Annotated in this window: 14 protein-coding genes and 2 pseudogenes; 9 read left to right on the top strand and 7 right to left on the bottom strand. The window is 66.5% G+C overall.

Translation table 11 applies throughout. From position 1 onward, the window contains the following. Positions 1–25 precede the first annotated feature (25 nt). From G361_RS0102395 to G361_RS50680, 5 genes and pseudogenes are all read left to right on the top strand, one after another. Positions 26–2,968: an FAD-binding and (Fe-S)-binding domain-containing protein gene (locus tag G361_RS0102395; protein ID WP_019925451.1), complete on the top strand. Its 2,943-nt coding sequence runs from the start codon at positions 26–28 to the stop codon at positions 2,966–2,968. Next, the gene (locus G361_RS0102390; protein WP_019925450.1) at positions 2,965–4,056 is read left to right on the top strand and encodes an enolase C-terminal domain-like protein; all 1,092 of its coding nucleotides are present in this window, start codon (positions 2,965–2,967) and stop codon (positions 4,054–4,056) included. The genes G361_RS0102395 and G361_RS0102390 overlap by 4 nt, the downstream gene beginning before the upstream one ends. Positions 4,057–4,418: 362 nt before the next feature. Beyond that, positions 4,419–4,556: a hypothetical protein gene (locus G361_RS50105; RefSeq protein WP_019925448.1), complete on the top strand. Its 138-nt coding sequence runs from the start codon at positions 4,419–4,421 to the stop codon at positions 4,554–4,556. A 59-nt stretch (positions 4,557–4,615) separates the two neighbouring features. Further along, entirely contained in the window at positions 4,616–5,455 is an 840-nt protein-coding gene (locus G361_RS0102375) for a glucose 1-dehydrogenase (RefSeq protein WP_019925447.1), read from the top strand. A 34-nt stretch (positions 5,456–5,489) separates the two neighbouring features. Then, a pseudogene (locus tag G361_RS50680) lies at positions 5,490–5,754 on the top strand (alcohol dehydrogenase catalytic domain-containing protein); the annotation flags it as partial. 531 nt (positions 5,755–6,285) lie between these two features. Here G361_RS50680 and G361_RS50100 read toward each other — a convergent pair. Both G361_RS50100 and G361_RS50095 read right to left on the bottom strand, forming a co-directional pair. After that, entirely contained in the window at positions 6,286–6,702 is a 417-nt protein-coding gene (locus tag G361_RS50100) for an alpha/beta fold hydrolase (protein ID WP_196814394.1), read from the bottom strand. A 17-nt stretch (positions 6,703–6,719) separates the two neighbouring features. After that, positions 6,720–6,860 carry a hypothetical protein gene (locus G361_RS50095; protein ID WP_019925444.1) on the bottom strand — a complete coding sequence of 47 codons (141 nt, stop codon included), beginning with the start codon at positions 6,858–6,860 and terminating at the stop codon, positions 6,720–6,722. Between the two features lie 451 nt (positions 6,861–7,311). Here G361_RS50095 and G361_RS0102350 point away from each other — a divergent pair, with 451 nt between their 5' ends. Further along, complete coding sequence (locus G361_RS0102350; protein ID WP_052172714.1) at positions 7,312–7,983, top strand: PAS and ANTAR domain-containing protein; 672 nt, start codon at positions 7,312–7,314, stop codon at positions 7,981–7,983. A gap of 268 nt (positions 7,984–8,251) precedes the next feature. Here G361_RS0102350 and G361_RS0102340 read toward each other — a convergent pair whose 3' ends face one another. Continuing rightward, complete coding sequence (locus G361_RS0102340; protein WP_019925442.1) at positions 8,252–8,455, bottom strand: hypothetical protein; 204 nt, start codon at positions 8,453–8,455, stop codon at positions 8,252–8,254. Between the two features lie 304 nt (positions 8,456–8,759). Between G361_RS0102340 and G361_RS41975 the strand changes: the two are divergent. Further along, positions 8,760–9,884 (top strand): annotated as a pseudogene (locus G361_RS41975) (IS701 family transposase); the annotation flags it as partial. Continuing rightward, positions 9,881–10,798, top strand: coding sequence for an SEC-C metal-binding domain-containing protein (locus G361_RS0102330; RefSeq protein WP_019925440.1), 918 nt, complete (start codon positions 9,881–9,883; stop codon positions 10,796–10,798). The pseudogene G361_RS41975 and the gene G361_RS0102330, both read left to right, overlap by 4 nt. 774 nt (positions 10,799–11,572) lie before the next feature. Here G361_RS0102330 and G361_RS0102320 read toward each other — a convergent pair. The 4 genes from G361_RS0102320 to G361_RS49010 are packed head-to-tail and all read right to left on the bottom strand — an operon-like array spanning position 11,573 to position 12,828. Next, positions 11,573–11,773 (bottom strand): hypothetical protein, encoded by a 201-nt coding sequence (locus tag G361_RS0102320; RefSeq protein ID WP_019925438.1) that lies wholly within the window; start codon positions 11,771–11,773, stop codon positions 11,573–11,575. Continuing rightward, entirely contained in the window at positions 11,773–12,345 is a 573-nt protein-coding gene (locus tag G361_RS0102315; RefSeq protein ID WP_019925437.1) for a hypothetical protein, read from the bottom strand. The genes G361_RS0102320 and G361_RS0102315 overlap by 1 nt, the downstream gene beginning before the upstream one ends. A 57-nt stretch (positions 12,346–12,402) precedes the next feature. Continuing rightward, a complete protein-coding gene (locus G361_RS0102310; protein WP_155981254.1) occupies positions 12,403–12,555 on the bottom strand; it encodes a hypothetical protein in 153 nt (50 codons plus the stop codon). A gap of 57 nt (positions 12,556–12,612) precedes the next feature. Beyond that, positions 12,613–12,828, bottom strand: a complete 216-nt coding sequence (locus G361_RS49010; protein ID WP_155981253.1) for a hypothetical protein — start codon at positions 12,826–12,828, stop codon at positions 12,613–12,615. A gap of 601 nt (positions 12,829–13,429) precedes the next feature. On the opposite strand from G361_RS49010, the gene G361_RS41970 reads away from it, so the two are divergent. Beyond that, a complete protein-coding gene (locus G361_RS41970) occupies positions 13,430–14,860 on the top strand; it encodes a transcriptional regulator (protein WP_155981252.1) in 1,431 nt (476 codons plus the stop codon). Positions 14,861–14,870 lie beyond the last annotated feature (10 nt).

The raw sequence follows: 14,870 nt of genomic DNA, 5'->3' as shown, positions 1-14,870 counted from the left end.
TTCACCTCGCACGAAGGGCCAGGTCATGACACGTTCCGATTCCGTACCGTCCACTCGGGCCGTCGATCTGCCGGACCCGATGCCGCCGCGTGGCCCGAAGACCACGAATCGGTTGCAGTCGCTGGAATCGGTGCGGGCCGGCCTGGCCGCCGTCGTCGACGGTGAGGTGCGGTTCGATTCCGGGACCCGGGCGGCGTACTCGACCGACGGATCCAACTATCGCGCGGTCCCACTCGGCGTCGTGGTGCCCCGGACGGTCGAGGCCGCGGTGGCCGCCGTCGGCGTGTGCCGCGACCACGACGTACCGGTGCTGTCCCGCGGCGGCGGCACGAGCCTGGCCGGGCAGTGCTGCAATACGGCCGTCGTCATCGACTGGACCAAATACTGCCACAACGTGATCGGGGTGGACACGCAGGCGCGCACGGTCGTGGTGGAACCCGGTATCGCGCTGGATCGGCTCAACCGCCATCTGGAGCCGTTCGGCCTGATGGTCGGGCCGAAACCCTCGACCCACGTCAGTTGCACCATCGGCGGCATGATCGGCAACAACAGCTGCGGATCCACCGCACAGGCCTACGGCAAAATGGTCGATTCGGTGCGGCGGCTGGAGATCCTCACCTACGGCGGCGTACGCGGCTGGGTCGGCGCCGGCGATCCGGGACCGGCCGCTGATCCGGACCTGATCCGTCTGGTCGAACAGTTACGCGCGCTGCGCGACCGCTACGCCGAGGACATCCGCGCGGCCTACCCGGACATCCCGCGCCGGGTGTCCGGCTACAACCTGGATTCGCTGCTGCCCGAGCAGGGTTTCGATCTCGCCAAATTTCTGGTCGGCAGCGAGAGCACGCTGGTGACCGTGCTGCGCGCCGAGATCACCCTGGTGCCGATCCCGGCCGCGAAATCGCTGGCCGTACTGGGCTTCCCGGACGTCTACCAGGCGGCCGACGCGGTCCCGCAGGTGCTGGAGCATCACCCGGCCGCCCTGGAGGGCCTGGATCACCGGCTGGTCGAACTCGAACACACGAAACACCTGGCAGATCGCGCGATTGCGCAGTTACCGGATGGAAAAGCCTGGCTGATGGTGCAATTCGACGGCGACGATCGGGAGCGGGCCGATCACCGCGCCCACGAGCTGATGTCGGATCTGAGCTCGCACGCCGGCGCGACCGCGATCCTGGTCGACGACGCAGACCGCGAGGCCGAGATCTGGGCCGCGCGCGAGGCGGGCCTGGGTGCCACGGCCTACCCACCGGACGGCGCCGAGACTCACGAGGGCTGGGAGGACGCCGCGGTGCCACCGGACCGGCTCGGCGACTATCTGCGCGACTTCGAGCGCCTGCTGGACTCGTTCGGCTACGAATCCAGCTCGCTCTACGGCCATTTCGGGCACGGCTGCGTACACACCCGGATCCCGTTCGACCTGCGCACCGCGGCCGGGATCGCGAACTACCGGAAGTTCGCGCAGGAGGCGGCGCGGCTGGTCGCCGGCTACGGCGGATCGCTGTCCGGCGAGCACGGCGACGGCCAATCGCGCGGCGAGCTGCTGCCGATCATGTTCGGCGACACCGTGGTTCGCGCCTTCGGCGAGGTGAAGCAGTTGTTCGACCCGGCCAACCGGATGAATCCGGGCAAGGTCGTCGACCCGCGTCCGCTGGACGGCGATCTGCGCCAGGGCGTGGACTACCGGCCCTGGGAACCGGACACCCACTTCGCCTATCCCGGCGACGATCACCGCTTCAGCCGGGCCGCCGCCCGCTGCGTCGGCGTCGGCAAATGCCGCAGCGACCACGGCGGCGTGATGTGCCCGAGCTACCGCGCGACCCGCGAGGAGACCCATTCGACCCGGGGCCGGGCCCGGCTGTTGTTCGAGATGCTGGACGGCTCGGTCGTCTCCGGCGGCTGGCGCTCCCGCGAGGTGCACGAGGCACTGGATCTGTGCCTGGCCTGCAAGGGATGTCGCAGCGACTGCCCGGTCGGCGTGGACATGGCCACCTACAAGGCGGAATTCCTGTCCCACCACTTCCGGCACCGGCTGCGCCCGCTGTCGCACTACACGATGGGCTGGATCCCGTTGTGGGCCAGGCTCGCCACCACGATCGCGCCGGTCGCCAACGCGGTGACCCGGACCCCCGGACTGCGCCGGCTGGCCGCGCGCGCCGCCGGCGCCGATCCCCGCCGCGAATTGCCACAGTTCGGCCGACGATTCACCCGCGACTTCACCGGTCCGGCCGATCCCGGGACCCGGGGCCCGGTGCTGTTGTGGCCGGACACCTTCAGCAACAACTTCGAACCCGCCATCGCCGCGGCCGCGGTGCGCGTGCTCACCGCCGCCGGGTTCCGGGTCGAACTGCCGACACGCACGGTGTGCTGCGGTCTGACCTGGATCTCCACCGGGCAACTCGTCACCGCCGAGCGGGTGCTGCGCCGGACCCTGCGGCAGCTCCGGCCGCACTTGCGTTCCGGCACACCGGTACTGGTGCTCGAACCCAGCTGCGCCGCGGTATTCCGCTCCGATCTGCCGGAACTGCTGGCCGGCGACGAGGACGCGCACCGGCTGGCCGGGCAGACCCGCACCCTCGCCGAACTGCTGGCCGAACGAGCGCCGGACTGGCGGCCACCCCGGATCGACGCTCCCGTGCTGATGCAGCCGCACTGCCATCAGCACGCGATCCTCGGCACCGATGCCGATCGCGAACTACTGGCCGCCACCGGCGCCGACGTCACCGTACTCGACGCCGGATGTTGCGGTATGGCAGGCAATTTCGGCTTCGAACGCGGCCACTACGAGGTGTCGGTGGCCTGCGCCGAGGACGCCCTGCTGCCGGCGCTGCGCGAACGCGCGCCCGGCACGCTGCTCTCGGTCGACGGTTTCAGCTGCCGCACCCAGATCCGTCAGCTGTACCCGCAGGCGCAGCCTCGGCATCTCGCGGAGATCCTGGCCGATGCCCTGTCGGGAGGTGCGCGATGACCTCGCGGGAGGTCCGGCTCGAGGAGCCGGGTTCGGTTGCGGTGTACCGGTTTCCGACGCCCGGGCCGGAATCCGACGGCACCCTGGCCTGGACCTCGACCACCGCCGTCATGGTGCGGCTCGCCGCCGGCGGCCGCACCGGGCTGGGCTGGACCTACAGCGCCCCCGCAGCGGCCGCGATCATCCGGGACGAACTGCTGCCGATCCTGATCGGCCGCGCACCCTGGGACATTCCGCAGTGCCGGCTCGAAATGCGCCGGGCCTGCCGCAATTTCGGCACCACCGGAGTCGTCGCGCAGGCGCTCAGCGCCGTCGACATCGCGTTGTGGGACCTGAAGGCACGGCTGCTGGACACCTCACTGGCCCGGCTGCTGGGGGGCGTGCGCGCGGCGGCGCCGGTCTACGGCTCCGGCGGCTTCACCAATCTGCCCGACGAGGATCTCGACGAACAGATCACCTCCTGGCTGACCGCAGGCTGTACCGCGGTCAAGATCAAGATCGGCCGCGACACCGCCCGCGACCTCGACCGCCTGGTGCGGGCCTCCGACCTCGTCACCGGCCGGGCCGAACTCATGGTCGACGCCAACGGCGCCTACCCCACCGGGCACGCCCGGCGGATCGGGGCCACCCTGGACGAACTGGGGGTCACCTGGTTCGAGGAACCGGTGCGCAGCGACGACCCCGCGGGCCTGGCGGTGGTCCGCGACGGTGTCGAATGTGATGTCGCCGCAGGCGAATACATCTCCGATCCGATGGGCGCCACGGCCCTGCTCGACGTGGTGGACTGCCTGCAACTGGACGTCACCCGCTGCGGCGGCTACAGCGGATTCCTGGAATGCGCCGCACTGGCCGCCGCACACGGCCTCGAGGTCTCCGCCCACTGCGCACCCGCACTGCACGCCCCGGTCGCCGCGGCCGTGCCCAACCTCCGGCACGTGGAATGGTTCATCGACCACGCCCGGCTCGAGCCGCTGCTCGTCGACGGCGTCCCCGAGGTCGCCGACGGCCTGCTGCCGCGCGCGGGCGAGCACGGCGACTGCGGTCACGGCATGACCATCGCGGCCAGCGCGGCGGAATTCCGGATCTGACACCTGTTCGCCCGCTTGCGGAGCGCAATTATTGCGACGGACGAACCGTCCCATAACAGCGTCCCTGCTCGTGAGCCAGTCGCGGTTCGGGCGCGTCGTGCTCGTGTCCGGTGGTGGGCGCCGGACCGAGGTCGAATTCAGGCAGACGGACGGTGTATCGCGAGCGCTCGCGGCGTCTGGGTTTGTCGAACGCGATGTGCGGACGGTGATCCCGGCCGTGACGACCGCGCTGGTGGAGGCGGACCGGCCGATCCTGCCCCGGACACACCACCGCGTACCGGTCGGCGTCTACCCCGCCGCACCGATTCGAGTTGTCGCCTCCCGGATCCGATGATCACCGGAAGCCGGGGTAGTCGCCGGGTATGGAATTTCTGTTCGCGCTGATCGTGATCGCGGTCCTGGTGGCCGTCGTGGTCGTCCGGCGTCGACGGCCGGGCCGTAGTACCCCGCCGGACCAGATCACTGGAAACGAAGGGCAGAGGCCCGTCGACGACATCTGACCCGACACGATCTCTGCCGCCGCGCCGAGATGTCGATGTATGCCCAGAAAGGGAAGAACATGGGTTTCACCCGCCAACAGCAGAATGTCCCCGGTACGCAATCGGTGATGGAACCGCCGCCGGATTGCGGTGAGCTGAGCTACCGTGGATCGGGAAAACTCACCGGGAAGACCGCGGTGATCACCGGCGCCGACAGCGGCATCGGCCGCGCGGTGGCCATTGCCTTCGCCCGCGAAGGCGCCGACGTGGTCATCTCCTACCTCGACGAGCACGAGGACGCGCAGCAGACCGCGGACTGGGTGTCCGCAGCCGGCCGCGACGCCGTCCTGGTCGACGGCGACATCTCCCGACCCGAGCACTGCCGACGGATCATCGACGCCACCGTCGACACCTTCGGGAAGGTCGACATCCTCGTCAGCAACGCCGCCTACCAGATGACCCACGACACGGTGGAGGAGATCAGCGACGAGGAATTCGACTACACCTTCCGCACCAACGTCGGCGCCTATTTCGCCCTGGTCAAAGCCGCACTGCCGCACATGGCCCCCGGGTCGTCGATCATCGGAAGCTCCTCGGTGAACTCCGATATGCCCTCGCCGACACTGGCCCCCTACGCCGCGAGCAAGGCCGCTATCGCGAACCTGTCGGCCAGCCTGGCCCAGTTGCTGGGCCCCAAGGGGATTCGCGTCAACAGTGTGGCACCCGGACCGATCTGGACACCGCTGATCCCGTCGACGATGCCACCGGAGAAAGTCGAGTCCTTCGGCGACGACACCCCGCTGGGCCGCGCCGGGCAACCCGCCGAACTCGCCCCGGTATACGTCCTGCTCGCCGGCGACGACAGCAGCTACATCTCCGGTGCCCGCGTCCCGGTCACCGGCGGCCGGCCCATCCTGTGAATCGTGCGAGAGCCATTGTGAGACAGGGGAAACAGTGAAAGCAGTGACCTGGCAAGGCCATCGGCAGGTCGAAGTGACCGACCTCCCCGATCCACGCATCGAGAAAGTGACGGATGCGATCATCGAGATCGCCGCGTCCGGAATCTGCGGCTCCGACCTGCATCTGTACGAGGTGCTGGTGCATACCGGAACCCCGGTGACGTCCTCGGCCACGACCCCATCGGATTCGTCACGAGGTCGGATCGGAGGTGACCGGCCTGCCGGTCGGTGACCGGATGGTGATCCCGTTCCGGATCAGCGGTGCGCGGCTGCCGGAACCGATCTTATGCAGTACATCCGGCCCGCTGACCGCGATCGTCCGTGCGGCTGCACCGACGATCTGCGCGCTGGTGGCGGGTGGTCGATATGTGGAGCCCAGTGTGCTGGTCAAGGTGTGGTGCAGGTCGGCGTTTGAAATGTTGCCCGCCGGGGGCGGGTGTCGTTGCTGGTGCCCACCGAACACGGCGGCGGACACTACGCGCGCTACCGCGAGGAATACCGGCAGCTCTGTTCCGATCTGTACCTGCCACCGAGTCCCGCGACCGCGGACCACGATGGCTGAGCCAGGCCAGCTCCGATGGATTCGTCCCGGTGTGCGTCTGGATGGCGCGCGGGACACCTGCCTGAACACGATCGCGTCGCCGAACACCCGCCGCGGGGGACCGCCCCGCGATCCGGGCCCAGGCCTCGGTCCTGCCGAGTCGCTGGCCGCGTGCCGGTCGGGCGAAAGGAAAAGAGTCTAGAACGCCATTGAGTGCCAGGCGCGACGAGCGCGCCGGAAGAGGATCCAATCACCGATCCGCTTCGAGCCAGGCCCGGCAGTTGTCATCTGCGATGTGGGCCTTCAGACGCGCCGCCACGGCGGGGTCGCGCCGGGCCGTAGCGAACAGCGGGTGATGCCACCACAGGTCGCGGGCCCGGTCGAGCGGTCCGGCGTCTGCCGCCGCGGTGAGCTGCTGCCAGCGGCGCTGCCAGTCCGGTGACCAGTCCCAGTCGGCCAGGTTCGGGCTGATCAGGATCAACGGGTCGGCCCGGCCTGGATGGTCGAGAGCGAAATCGAGCGCGATCCGCCCGCCCATCGAGACCCCAGCGACAGCGGCTCGCTCGATCCCGAGCCCATCGAGCATTGCGGCCAGATCGTCGGCATGACGAAACGCGCTGGTGGTCCGATCCCTGGATGCGCCGCAGCCGCGCAGGTCGTACCGCACCGATCGACGGATCGAGGTCAGATCCGGCCGGCCGGATCGGATCCCACATCGAACGGATCCCTCCCGCCCCCGGCAACGAGAATCAGCGGTGCGCCGACGCCGGCGATCTCGACCGAGAGGTCGACACCGGCCGCAGTCGTGACCCGTTTCGCGACCATCGTCTTGGTACCTCCACCGAACCGCCCGGTCCGGTGATGCCTGCCAGACCTGTCCAGAATGCCAGGATCGGCACCGAGATCGCGGCCCGTCCGGGTATCCCTGAGATCCAAGGTTTCCCGGCTGCTGACCACGCTGCGCAGCCAGGCCCTGGACGTACCGCTGCCGCAATCGGCCTGACCGGCCGAAAGCCCGGTACCCCCGATCCGCTCGGGGCAGGACAGACCGGGCAGGCTGCTTTCTTAACCTGCCCGGCGACGACCGAATAGCCATACAGCATAGTTTCAACCCCGTTGACCCCTGCGCGACAGCGGCGGCCGCGTCGACTTTCTCCGGAACTGTGCTGTGGCACGATCGATCTCCACCGTGCCGCAGGTTGGGTGGTGGCGGAGGTGCGACGTGTGGGTGTCCGATAATGGGTGCGTGACGGACACGCAAGATTCCACCGGTGCGATTCCGGGCCGGGCCGCAGAGATCATCGCGGCGGGCCGCCCGCAGGCGGTGGGCAGTTTCAGCTTCTGGTTCGACGAGCAACGCTGGGAATGGTCCGACGAGGTCGCCCGCATGCACGGCTACCAGCCCGATGCCGTGGAACCGACCACGGAGTTGCTGCTGGCGCACAAGCATCCCGACGACCGGGCCCAGGTCGCCGAGACCATCGCCCGGTCCCTGGACACCGGCGAACCGTTCTCCTCCCGGCACCGGTTCCTCGACACCACCGGCGTCGTGCATCACGTGATCGTGGTGGCGGACCGGATCCTCGACGACACCGGCACGCTGGTGGGGACCGCAGGCTACTACATCGACGTCACCGACACCCTCGCCGAGCAGCGGCGTGAGACCCTGACCGACACGCTGCCGGAGGTGGTCGAGGCCCGCGCGGTGATCGAGCAGGTCAAGGGAATCCTGATGTACGTGTACCGCATCGACTCCGACCGTGCCTTCGACGTCCTGCGCTGGCGATCGCAGGAGACGAACATGAAACTGCGGGACCTGGCCGGCCACCTCCTCGCCGAACTCCACACCCTGCCCTCGGGCACCGCGGCCAGCCGCAGCCAGTTCGACCACCTGCTGCTCACCGCCCATCTCCACCACGACGGCCAGGCGACCACCGGCCACATGTAGGCAGCGATGGCGGGCAGGAGCATGGTCTGACCTGCGGCACGGGCCGGACCTCGTTGTCCGGCCCTGCGAGACGTCGGCTACTCGACCGGCATCCCCAGGATGGCACCGAAACCCGACCACACACCAGCCGCGACGATCTTGTGTCCTTCGCCGGCGGACACCACGCCGACTGAGTGCGCGCTTTTTGCGGTTAACGGGCCGGGTGCCGAACCGGTAACGCGGCTGTTCCGGGCGGCGACCAGCCGCCCGGAACGCGGGGTTCGCGTACTCAGTGGCCGCCGTGGCTGTGCTGGCCGCCTTCGGCCTTCGCCTCGGTCGGTTGCGCTTCGGCGCCCTTGCGGCCGGCTTCGTGGGGGTCGGCGGCGTTCTTCTCGCCGAAGCTGCCGGTGCTGGCGTGACCACCGCGGCTGGCCTGTTCCTCGGTGTCGCTGCGGTTGCCGAACTGGCCTGGATTGTTCGGATCTGCCGTCATGAATCCTCCTCGGACGGTTGGGTTTTCGGTCATGGAACGGGTTGCGATGGGTCCCGCTTCACGCCGACGTACTACCCGTGCATCCGCGACGTAATCACCGGGGATACCCACGCGGGACCGCCGGAATGGCTGCGGCGCAACCGATCCCGATCGGGCAGTGTCGTAGCGGGCTGGATGGCGTCACGCTGGGCTGTCGGCTCGTGCGCGCTGTTGTGGCCGGGTTGGCCGGTGCTGGAGGCCGTCGTCGGCAGCGAGGACAATGTCCGAATTTCGCCGGACGTGGTGGCGGCGGGACTGAACCGCCCCGGGTCGGATGCAGCATCTACTGTCGGCGGCTGTAGTGGATGAGGACGGTCTACGAGATGACCTGCGCGACTATGTGATCGAGCATCTGGGCGACACTGATGCGACGCTCGTGGTGGACGAGACAGGCGATCTCAAGAAGGGTGTGCACACTGTCGGGGTGCAGCGCCAGTACACCGGTACGGCCGGCAGGATCGAAAACAGCCAGGTCGCTGTCTATCTCACCTACGCCACTCGTGCCGGGCACGCGTTCATCGACCGCGCCTTGTATTTGCCGAAGTCGTGGACGAGTGACCCGGACCGCTGCACGCAGGCCGGGGTGCCGGCCGATGTGCGGTTCGCGACCAAGCCTGCCCTGGCGAAACGATTGATCATCGGTGCTCTCGATGCCGGTGTCCCCGCACCGTGGGTGACCGGGGATGAGGTTTACGGTGGTGATCCGAGACTGCGTGGTGAGCTCGAATTCCGCGGCACTGGTTATGTTTTCGCTGTCTCCTGTGACCATCGCGTCACGACCGCGACCGGCCGTGTCCGCGCTGACGTCCTTGCTCGTGCACTGCCGAAGCGGGCCTGGCAGTCGCTGTCGGCTGGTGACGGTGCCAAAGGGCCCCGCGTCTACGACTGGGCCTGGATCGAGATCGGAACCGATAACGACGACGCCGTGCCCGGGTGCCGGTGGCTGATGATCCGCCGCAACCAGCGCACCGGGGAACTGGCCTATTACCGCTGCTGGAACCCGCAACCGGTCGCCTTGGCCCGGTTGGTGAAAGTGGCCGGACGTCGGTGGTCGACGGAGGAGAATTTCCAGACCGCCAAGACGCTGACCGGGCTGGACCAGCACCAGGTGCGGGGGTGGCGGTCCTGGCACCGCTGGACGCTGCTGGCTATGCTCGCCCACGCCTTCCTTACCGTCGTCGCCGCCGAGCATGCCCTCAGCCCTGCACCAACGGATCGGATCCCCTTCACCCGCAACGAGATCCGTCACTTGTTCACGGTGTTGGTGGTGACGCCCGCTCGCGTGATGATCGACCGACTGCACTGGTCGAACTGGCGGCGCCGGCGTCAGCATCGGGCCCGGGTCTGTCACTACCGCCGGCGCGGCGCGGCAACTACAGTGCCCGGGTGACCACTCGACCGGCGACGCTGGCTGCCGAACTGGAAGCCGATCTTGACCGCTACCCCGACCAGCGCGGTGAAATCCTGCTCGAAGCCGCCGTGCAATGGTGGCACGCCGCAGACCACGACCGCGCCATCGACCTGCTGCGCCAAGGGATCGATCTGGGTGGTGAGGACGGCGGCAACGCCCGGGTCACGCTGGCGGAAATCCTGTTCGACCTCGACCGCGATGCCGACGCGAACGCCCAGCTGGACGCGCTGCGACAAGACCGGATCGACTCCGCTGCCCCGTATCACATGGCCGCCGAACTGCTGGAAGAACGCGGTGACCTACAGCAGGCGCTGACGTGGTTCAACATAGCCACCTCGCGGCTGTCAGACGACGAGATGGCCGAACGCGACACCGAACTAGGCTTTCTCTGCTACGCCAATCACGTCCTGGCCGGCCGCCGCCGCGTCCGCCGAGCGCTGGAAATACCCTCCGACGACCTCGATGACTCGGTCGCTTCCCTGGCCGAGGCCGCCGACGAATTCACCCGCACGGCAACCCCACCCATGCCACCGCGTGAAATGCGGGTGCTGTTCTGGCCCCGCCCGGAAATTCCCAGCGCGCACGAAACCTGGCCGCAGCTGGTCGAAACTATTGACGCCGACGCCACCATCGCCGAACGGGAGAAAGCCAACCGCGATCTGGCCGACTCCGGCGTCCCCCGTATCACCATGGTGCCCCTCACCGTCGCCAAGCTCCTCGACTACACCACCCGCACCGGCAGCGACCCCACCGACTCCGACACCCGTCTGGCCTGCATCAACGAGATCATCGCCGAAGGCCATGCCATCAGCTGGCCACCACCACGAAACACGCCATGCTGGTGCGGATCCACCACCAAATACAAGAAATGCTGCGGCCGACCCACCACATGACCTCATCAACCAGCATCGATCACGAAGTCGCGCTGGAGTATTAGAGTCACTGAAATGATCGCGCCCATGGTCAATTGTATTCGCCAATAGGTAACTACCAAGGCTCGAACCGCTGGCCGACTACGGTCGAGCTCCCGGCCGGAAAACTTGCTCCGTGCACACGGTTTGTACACGGTTTGAGTGGGAATCGACCGGTTGCTACGGGAAGTGTTGAGCGCGGCGGTTCGTCATAAATTGCAGGTACAGGCAGCAATGGGAACTGTCGGGGCACAAGATCGGAATTTGCTCCGCCGTCAAGGGGTCGCAGGTTCGAATCCTGTCAGCCCGACACAGAAAAACCCCTTCCGACCTGGGTCGGAAGGGGTTTGCTGTTATTCGACCACCCTGAGATTTGGGACCACTTTGGGACCACCCTCGACCTCGGGTCGATAGTTTTGCGTCGCGCCAGGTTCGGCTGAGTACTTTGAATACTCTGTCTTTGAGGATTGCTACCATCGTTTGAAAGTTCCAGATCACTGTTCAACCCTCGGCAGCTCCACCGTGTCATCCTCATCGCTCCACCACCGCGCCGGCCTTTGCGGCATGGAGGACTCCGTTGAGGCGGCCTCCTCGCTCCCGGGTTCCTCATCCCACGGATCCTGATGCGGCAACCTGTCCGCTCTGTGCCGCCCAGGAGCATCGGTCGAACCGCGGTGGTCTCCGAGCCGGTAGCTCAGCACTGCCGTGAAAAGTATCGAGGCAGGCCAGAGGATCCAGACAAGCGCCGCCGTCACCTCACCACCTGCCCTCGATCAGCAAGAGATACGCCGCCTCCAGGTGCACCACGCACTCATCCGGATGGTGAAACCGGTGGATGTGCCGGAGCTGGCGAGCACGTTCGGGAGTCAGCTCCATCAGGGACACCTGGCACATGAACTCGGCGAGCTTGCCATCCGCGTGGACGAATGTTCTGTCCGGCAACGAGTCCGAGGCCATCACGACGATCTTCCCGCTGGCGGCATCACCGACGTCGGGGGAAACACATCGGTTGCTTCTTCCGGCAACCGGAGACGTCCCTGCCACGCTGCTTCCGCCAGTTCATCGAACGACTCGGCGCACCTCAGCAGTTCAGCCGCATCACGCTCATGCTGCTCAGCGCCGTCCTGGCGCAACGCGTAAAGCACATATTTCCAGACCAACCAGGCAACCCACTGACCGTACGACGATGGCGACAGTGGCGTATCCGACTGGACAGCAATATTTTTCGTGTGCCCGCCAGCCTCCCGGTCGATCAGCCATATGGCCAGATTGAGCTGTTCGTTCAGCTGGGTCAGTTCGTCCTCACCAGTTGGCCGCCGTTCGTGGGTGTGTCGCCAAATACCCACCAGCTGCACGGCAATCCGCATCATGACCGTGGTCGGTTGTTCCGCTCCCGCGCAGACACGCAGGAAAGGGCCAGCGTCCGGCAGTGGCATATCCGGCGTCGCTTCCACTGGTGGCAGCGTCATCGCCAAAGGCTTGTCCGGGGTAAGCCCGTAAAAGGTAAAAGTGGAGCGGTCGTCTGGCATAGCGGTCACATCCGTTCAGCAAAGAGACGAAAAATGTTGAAAGCGAGAGGAGGAGAGTCATTCCCAAAGCTCGGCGCAGGGAAGCAGTGGCATATTCGGCTGTACGTCGTCGTCCACCGTCGCCTGAAGCTCCAATGCCGAAAAACTCTGTGCCAGTTCATCGGCCACGCTCTGGGCTTGTTCAGCGCTGGCCTGGTAATCCAGCCGCAAGGCGCCGGATTCGATGTGGAGGTGGCGGAGGCGACGAGGCCGGGGCAACATGGCCGATCAGCTCGGTTTGCTCGTCGAGGGCACGACGCGGCCGGCGTCGATCAACGTCAGCAGTGCCGCTGCTTTTCTCGGGCAGCGTTTGGCGCGACAGGCGACATGGAATTGCATGACGGCGTGAGCCTGGGCGATGGCAAAGGGCTCATCAGGTGCTTGATGCGTTTCCTGTCGAGTCTGGGTCACGCACTGGTGGATCGCTGGCGTCGTGAATGGCATCGGTCGTCCCTTTCAAGCTGAACCTCAACAGATGAAAGGCACCCGGCACCAAGGGCTTTCGCCACCTCCCCCAGCTCTCTAGAGATGGTGCGTCGCTCCCACCAAAATGACGGGAAACAACGTCGACTTGGTACCGGGCACCGGTATAACCGTGCCCGTACGGCCAATTTCGGCGCGATCGCGTAATGGTGGGGTACCGTTGGGGTAGCAATCCCATTTCCCAGGTGAACCGCCCAATTGTGAGGGAGGGCTATGGGCCGAACGACGCGAATTGCCAATGAGGCCGGTCGAATAGCGATGAGCCGTCAGGATCGCCTCTCGGACTCGATGGAAAATTGTCCGATTTGGCCGTCTGGGGGCAACCGGCGACGGCGTGGCAGATTCAGCGTCACCTTCAGGGAGCACCAAGCCGGTACCAGTGGCGGCGAGGCGGGAGCCACGAATCCTGTTGCAAGGCAAGGAAGTTCGCAGTGAGCGACGTTCGTCGTCACCTCTTAAGCCTTGCTAAGCAACAGGTTTCGGTGCGATCGCGTCGTGGTCGGGTAGTGTGTGGCTACCGTGAGGGTTTCCCCAGTTCAAGCAACGTAACGTAGGTGGGGCAATGGTCAGAGGGCGGGAGTGGAGCGGATTCGAGGCGGCGGCGCTGCAAGAGGCCATGCGCCGATCTGTTCGTGACTTTGCAGCGCTTCTCGGTGTCGAGGGCACCACGGTAGTTAACTGGCGAACCGGCCTCGGCTCGGTCAGACCGCGTTCCCAGACACAAGCGATTCTCGATACCACCTTGGACCAGCGGGCCACTGCCGATGATCGTGCCCGGTTCGAGGAAATTTTGATCGAGGGCGAAGCTGCCTGGCGTGAGCGACACCAGACGAGCCGCCGAAGGGACACAACAAAACCCGTCCAGACCAGCGATGATCCGTCTCGTACCCCAACCGTCCAGTCTCTTGGTACGGCCGTGCCGACTACTGTGGAGGTGAGCCGCCCTGCCACCCAGGCCGGGGCCTACCCCATGGAGATTTCGGAGATGAACCGGCGCGAGGTGTTGCGACTGCTGAGCATCGCCACAACCACGCTCATCACGCCGGTGATCATCGACTGGGATCGAGTTCAGTTCACCGCGGCCTCGGGTCGGCTCGACATGGGCGTGCTCGATCAGTACGCCACCCTCAACCGGATGCTGTGGAAGCACTACGGCGAAGCCGAAACCAAGGCAGCGGTCTTCGGCACCGTCCGGGAGCACCTGAGCATCCTGGTCGACGGGTTACGGGGTTCCCACAGTGCGAAGCTCCGGAGTCGTCAGCTTGAGCTGATCGCCGATGTCCTCCAGTTGACCGGCGAAATTTTGCTCGACAGCAACCACCTGGCCGAAGCAGCTCACTGCTACGCGCTGTCCGGAACATTCGCTGCCGACGCTCAGGCCTATGACCTCTGGGCCTGTGCGCTGACGCGGCACGCCTACATCGGCATCTTCGACAACCGCTTTGACGACGCCTTGCCGCTCGCCGAGGAAGCCGTCGAGGTGGCCCGTCGAGGCGATATTTCCCTTCCAACGCGCTACTGGGCCGAAAGTGTTCGGGCACAGGTACAAGCTGGATGCGGTGAAGCCGACGAGTGCCAGCGAGCATTCGACGCGGCGCGTGGGGTAGCCGGACTCGGTGAAACGCCTTCACTCGGCTGGTTGCGCTTCTCCGGCGACCGTATTGATGAGGAAGAGGCCAGCTGCCTGATTCAGCTTGGCCAACCGGAGCCGGCCGAGCGCATCCTGATGCCTCTGCTCGAACGACCTCTGTCCGCACGCCGTCGGGCCAGTGTGCTCGTTGATCTCGCCGCAGCTGGCGCCCTCAGGGGCGATCCAGTGCAAACAGTCTGGTACGGCGGCGTCAGCGTCGACATCGCTCGTCGCACCCGTTCCGGCTACGTTGGGCGACGGCTCGACCAGTTGCGGGGACGTCTGACCGGACTGGCAGATGATCGACATGTGGCTCATCTGGAACGCGAAATCACTAGGCTTGCAACGTCACCCGCATACTGATGAGGAGCAT

The sequence above is a fragment of the Nocardia sp. BMG111209 genome, assembly GCF_000381925.1.
GTDB lineage: Bacteria > Actinomycetota > Actinomycetes > Mycobacteriales > Mycobacteriaceae > Nocardia.
This window is presented reverse-complemented; position numbering and strand designations above follow the sequence as displayed.